Raw genomic sequence first — 5,636 nt, 5'->3', positions numbered from 1 at the left:
AGCCGATTCCGCTCGAATTCTGGCAGCCGAATGTTTACTCACAATACTTTGATTTATCACTTGATTCGATTCGCAATCACTCGACTAAGTTAAATGGTACCGTTTCCATACCCGGCGATACTACCGGGGTTGATTCCCTTCGGTTGAATTTCCCCGCGGAGATGTTACCGACTGTACAGAATTGGGTTTCAATAAAAAACTTGGGATTGGAAGACACCAACTTCGGTATTTGGTTACGACCGGATACAATCTCGGCATTTTCCATTCGCTCGTTTCACTCGTTTAACGATGGTATCGATTCGTTGAAGCCGCGGTTAACGATTGTATATAGCTGGATGAAAAATGGACTTCCGGTTGGTTTAGCCGATACGTTTGTCGTTGCCAACCGTTCAACCCATTCGCTCTATGATGCGTCGTTTATATCTCCGGGCAGTGTTGCTTTATCAGGGCTTCAGGTTGGTTCCGGCGATGCAGTGCGCGGTATTGTCTGGTTCGATTTATCCGATTTGAAAGAACAACAGGTTATCGTCCATCGGGCGAAAATGATTTTAACCCGCAGTCACGCCGCCACCGATTTCGGTTCAATTGAAGCGATGTACCACTATCTCCCATACAATGATTCGACATCATGGCAATCGAAACCCACGCTCTCCAGCGCATACTTGCCGAGTGCGGTCGCGGTTACCGATAGTACTGTAGAATTCGATATCCGTTATGCGACATCCTACTGGTTACAAAAAGAGTATTCGAAAGTTGCTGTAGTCCTGCTCGATTCGTGGGAAGGGATTAACGTATCCCGCACAAGCTTCGGTTCTGTATCGGCTGGAGGAACGCCGCCGCGAATACAATTAACCCTTAGTCGGTTGGAGGAGCAATGAACTGCTTCCGCATCGCATTGCTCCTGATGGTGGGTTTGTTGGGAGTCGCCGTACATGCTTCGGTATTCTCCGGGCAAGGGGTGGGTCTGCGCACCTATCAAGCGAACGCAGTCGTTGCTGGTCGTGCCGGACTTGGGGCTGCGGCCTTTGATACGCTTACTCCGAATATCTTGCAACCAGCACAGTTTGCCGAACAATCCGACACCCGTGCCTTTATAAGCGGTTTCTTCGACGTCCGTTCCGTAGAAGACAAATTGGGAAACATTGGCAATCAAGGCGAATTCCGGTTTTCCGGGTTTGGCGTTTCGACGCCGCTCTGGAAAAATTTCCGGTTTGGTGTAGCTGCCAATCCGTATTCGGTTGCGAAAACCCGCGCCTTTTCTAATGAGCTATTGGGTACCGAGTCATATCGCCTCAAACGGGAGGTGACCGGCGGTATCACCGATTATGGCGCAATCGTTGCGATGAAAACCGGCAAGTGGCGGTTTGGAGTGGAATCCGGCTTGCGGAGCGGTTCGCTGAATTACAGTTGGCAGGCTTCCTTTGCCACTTCGTATTACGGTCCCGGTTGGTATACTATCAATCAACAACATGCCGGTTGGTATAACCGCGTCGGAGTTATATTCGCTCCAGCAGGATTACGATACTCCCTCACGGCTACTGCGCCAATGTCGGTTACTGTTCATCAGGATATCCGGGATTCGCTTCGTAGCGATGCCAAGAATAGTTCCAAGTTTACTCGTGATTTTCCCACCGAAGTGCGGTTCGGTTTAGCGTCGAAGTGGAAAGGTTGGCAAATCGGCGGAGATTATCATTGGGCGAATTGGAAATCAATCGATAATGGCAAGTTAGGCGAATTGAATGACGAGATGGGCGTTGGAATTTGGTGCGAACGTCCGGGTAAAAATGGCGTGTTGGATCCCTTTTTCCAGAAAATTACTTGGCGCTCCGGTCTCTCTTGGCGCAAACTGCCGTTAGTCGACGATGTTTCCGAAACGAATATCTCGCTTGGGATGGGGCTACCGATCAAGACGTTGGCGAATCGCTGCGATATCGCGGTCGGATACACTTTGCGAGGCGATAAATCGGAAAACTACGGACTGGAAGAACGCGTCGTATGGACGTCACTATCGATCACCATTTCGGAAAAATGGTTTGAGCGGGAAATTCCCAAACGGAGAAAACGCTAATGGCTACGGTCGTTATCGGTTCCGATCATGCTGCGACTGAATTGCGCGATTATTTGATTGGCTGGATGAGACAGCAAAATCATACGGTAATCAGTCTGTTTTCCAACACCGATTCCGAACCAGTCGACTATCCTGATGTTGCGCATAAAGTCGCCGAGACTATCGCCAGCAATTGCGCCGATTTCGGAGTGCTGATTTGTGGAACCGGGATCGGAATGTCGATTGCAGCGAACCGGCATCAGGGAGTACGCGCCGCGCTATGCATGACCGAGTTGCATGCCCGGCTTGCCCGCGAACATAACCACGCTAACATCCTTTGTTTAGGCGGCAGAATCACTGGCACCGAATTAGCAGTTGCCATTCTTGCCGCTTTCCTTGCAACACCAGAATCGTCGGTTGAGCGGCACGTACGTCGTGTCGAAAAAATCGACCTCTAAATACGAATCTTACGAATGGAGCCAGCCATGTGGGCTACCTTGCAACAACGCGATCCGGAAATATTTACAGCGATTCAAAACGAACGCGGTAGACAAGAAAATCGTCTGGAGTTAATTGCCTCCGAAAATTTTGTCAGTCGGGCTGTGATGGAAGCGGTCGGCTCGGTGATGACCAACAAGTATGCTGAAGGATACCCCGGCAAACGTTACTACGGCGGTTGCGAATTTGTCGACCGTGCTGAAGAAATTGCCCGCGAACGCCTCCGTCAGCTTTTCAATTGCCGGTGGGCGAACGTGCAACCGCATAGCGGTTCGCAAGCGAATCAAGCTGTCTACAACGCCTTGTTACAGCCGGGCGACACCTTCATGGGACTCTCGTTGGCGCAGGGTGGACACCTAACCCACGGTAGTCCGGTGAATCAATCGGGACGGCTCTACAAAGTTGTCAGTTATGGCGTCGATCTCGAAACTGGTTTCATCGATATGGATCAAGTCGCAAAACTTGCCCGCGAACATAAACCGAAGATGATTATGACCGGCGCATCGGCGTATCCCCGCCAAATCGACTTTGCCAAATTCCGGGAAATCGCCGATGAAGTTGGCGCATGGCTGGTCGCCGATGTTGCACACATTGCAGGACTGGTTGTCGCGAAACTTCATCCCGATCCGATTCCGGTGTGCCATGTGGTTACTTCGACGACGCATAAGACACTACGCGGGCCTCGCGGCGGTGTTATCATGTCCGATTATGAAGGGGGCGAAATCCTCCTTGCCGGGATGCCGAAACCGAAGACGTTGACCGAAGCATTAGACGCTGTCGTGTTCCCCGGTATTCAAGGCGGTCCGCTCATGCACGTGATTGCGGGAAAAGCGGTCGCATTCCTCGAAGCATCGCGTCCGACTTTCCAATCTTATATGAAACAGGTCGTTGCCAACGCGAAGACCTTAGCCGATGAACTGATGGCGCGCAACTGGAAATTGGTATCGAACGGTACCGATAATCATTTGATTCTGATGGATTTGAGCAGCCGCGGTTTAACTGGTAAGAAGGCGGAAGCCGCCCTCGAACATGCCGGGATCACCGTAAACAAGAATATGGTACCGGGCGATAAGCAGAGTCCGTTTGTTACCAGTGGTATTCGAGTTGGCGCACCGGCAGCAACCACTCGCGGGATGAAAGAGAAGGAATTCAAGAAGATTGCCGAGTGGATCGACCGGGTTCTCAGTAATCCGGAAGATACCGCAATCGGCGATAAAGTGCGGAGCGAAGTGAACGAAGTTTGTTCGCAATTCCCACTCTATCCCGCCGATATGTAAACGAGTCTTCCAGTCAGAATGAGTATGGGCGAACCCTGTGTTCGCCCATTTTTTGTTACTCAGATTATTCAGTCAGGGGTGTAACACAATCGAACGGAAGACCTCAAATCCAGTCCACCCTCGCAGATCGACTTCAAATTCAGGAGGTACATCGTCCAACCGGCATAGGTTTGGGCATAATACTCCATCCAATCGGTCGTATCGCCAAATCCGGTTTCCTGAAACTTCACAATTGTATATGGTTTACCGGTGTCGGTTAGTTCTTCCGACAGCTCAAAAACAGGATTCGTTTCGGCTATGAGAGCGCCTAACATCCCGCCAGTATTCCATCGATAACTGAATCGCTTACCGGGAATAAACTCAACCATTTCGCAATCGATAGCGCCATCGCTGAACAACAACCGCAAGCGTCCGCCTGCTTTCGGTTCCAGCATAGCACCTTGTTCTGGAAACCAACTGGCGATGCCGACACTCGTGTTGAAATACCGCCAGACCCGATACAGCGGCACGTTTATCCGTTGTGTGATTTTGATTTGCTTCGACATGATGCTCCTTTGAATTTCGCCCGATTGCCGGTAACTTTACCGCTATATTACTTGTGTCAAATTGTCCGTGCAAGGATACTCAAGGTAAAGTCAGTTTCAATGTCCTTAATCGCCGCCACAAAAGCATCTTATAAGAATAATCCCCTCATCTGGATACTCGGAAGTGGAATAATTGCCCGTCTCCTCGCGGTGTTCTTTAGCGGCGGCTATATCGCTTCCGACGACCACTTTCTGGTTGTCCATTACGCCTGGCGCTGGCTCCGCGACGATACAATTTGGATGTTCGATCCGAACCGGGGCGGTCATTCGTTGTTGTATCCCGGCGTACACATGCTGCTCTTCAAAGTGTTGCATGCGATTGGAGTTGTCAATACCGAAGTACAGATGACGATTAATCGCTTTCTACATGCAATCTGGTCGATTCCGATTATTTGGCTGGGTTATCGTTTCGTCGAACGGGCTACAACTGAGCGGCGGTTTGCGGAGCTTACTGGATGGTTGCTTGCACTATTGTGGATAGTGCCGGCGTTTTCGGTGTATCAATTAGGAGAAATGGTATCGGCGGTTCCCCTCTTCATTGCTATTCTCAAGGCAGAACGAAATCGCGAAACCGATTCGACCAAAGAGTGGCTCATTGCCGGACTTTGGTTAGGCTTTGCTGTTAGCTTACGATACCAAATCGGCTTTGCCGCGGTGGGGATGTTCATTGCACTATTGATTCGCGGAAGATGGCGCGGAGCGCTACTCCTTACTGTCGGCGCGTTATTAGGTACGATTCCCTTGGGGATTCTCGATTGGGTGATGTTAGGAACACCCTACGCCAATCCGATTCAATACTTCACGTACAACTCCTCCGGGGAGATGTACAAGTACGTCAATCGCCCGTGGTACAACTACATTCTTCTCATCCTTGGCGTATTCATTCCTCCCTTTAGTTTTCTCCTTTTCGGAGGGATGTTCAAAGCGTACAAAAAACTCCCGGTGCTGTTTGGCGGTACGCTTGCTTTCCTAATCGTTCATTCGATTATTCCGAACAAACAGGAACGCTTTATCGCTACGATTCTTCCGACACTTGTCGTCGTCGGTGTTACCGGAATAGCAATTTGGCTAAAGGCGGAGCGGTTCCGGTTGTCAGAACGGTTCTTACGGATTTCGCTTATCATTTTCTGGTGCTTGAATCTTCCCGTCATGGTTGGTACGGTGGTGAACTACAACCGGCGGGCGGAAATTAAATCGTTAGCAGCGCTGCAAGCCGATGTGCAATTACAG

General features: G+C 50.3%; 6 protein-coding genes. 5 read left to right on the top strand and 1 reads right to left on the bottom strand.

The window, feature by feature from the left end; translation table 11 throughout:
- From OEM52_13540 to OEM52_13525, 4 genes are all read left to right on the top strand, one after another.
- The coding region (locus tag OEM52_13540; GenBank protein MDK9701159.1) for a DNRLRE domain-containing protein at positions 1-878 on the top strand (878 nt) is incomplete at its 5' end.
- Entirely contained in the window at positions 875-2,068 is a 1,194-nt protein-coding gene (locus OEM52_13535) for a hypothetical protein (GenBank protein MDK9701158.1), read from the top strand. The genes OEM52_13540 and OEM52_13535, both read left to right, overlap by 4 nt.
- On the top strand, positions 2,068-2,505 hold the full coding sequence (gene rpiB, locus OEM52_13530) for a ribose 5-phosphate isomerase B (protein ID MDK9701157.1): 438 nt from the start codon (positions 2,068-2,070) through the stop codon (positions 2,503-2,505). Before OEM52_13535 ends, rpiB begins: the two co-directional genes overlap by 1 nt.
- 27 nt (positions 2,506-2,532) lie before the next feature.
- Positions 2,533-3,822 carry a serine hydroxymethyltransferase gene (locus OEM52_13525; protein ID MDK9701156.1) on the top strand — a complete coding sequence of 430 codons (1,290 nt, stop codon included), beginning with the start codon at positions 2,533-2,535 and terminating at the stop codon, positions 3,820-3,822.
- Between the two features lie 68 nt (positions 3,823-3,890).
- On the opposite strand, the gene OEM52_13520 is transcribed toward OEM52_13525, so the two are convergent.
- Complete coding sequence (locus OEM52_13520) at positions 3,891-4,367, bottom strand: SRPBCC domain-containing protein (protein MDK9701155.1); 477 nt, start codon at positions 4,365-4,367, stop codon at positions 3,891-3,893.
- Positions 4,368-4,466: 99 nt separating this feature from the next.
- Between OEM52_13520 and OEM52_13515 the strand changes: the two genes are divergently transcribed.
- A partial coding sequence (locus OEM52_13515; GenBank protein MDK9701154.1) for a glycosyltransferase family 39 protein occupies positions 4,467-5,636 on the top strand: 1,170 nt, incomplete at its 3' end.

The organism is bacterium (assembly GCA_030247525.1).
Lineage (GTDB): Bacteria > Electryoneota > JAOADG01 > JAOADG01 > JAOADG01 > JAOTSC01.
The sequence above is the reverse complement of the archived record's forward strand: the minus strand, read 5'-3'. Positions and strand labels throughout refer to the sequence as shown.

Bases quoted from the DNA above. Each gene is read 5' to 3' on its own strand.
- OEM52_13535 (MDK9701158.1), top strand. From the start codon at position 875: ATGAACTGCTTCCGCATCGCATTGCTCCTGATGGTGGGTTTGTTGGGA.
- rpiB (MDK9701157.1), top strand. From the start codon at position 2,068: ATGGCTACGGTCGTTATCGGTTCCGATCATGCTGCGACTGAATTGCGC.
- OEM52_13525 (MDK9701156.1), top strand. From the start codon at position 2,533: ATGTGGGCTACCTTGCAACAACGCGATCCGGAAATATTTACAGCGATT.
- OEM52_13520 (MDK9701155.1), bottom strand. From the start codon at position 4,367: ATGTCGAAGCAAATCAAAATCACACAACGGATAAACGTGCCGCTGTAT.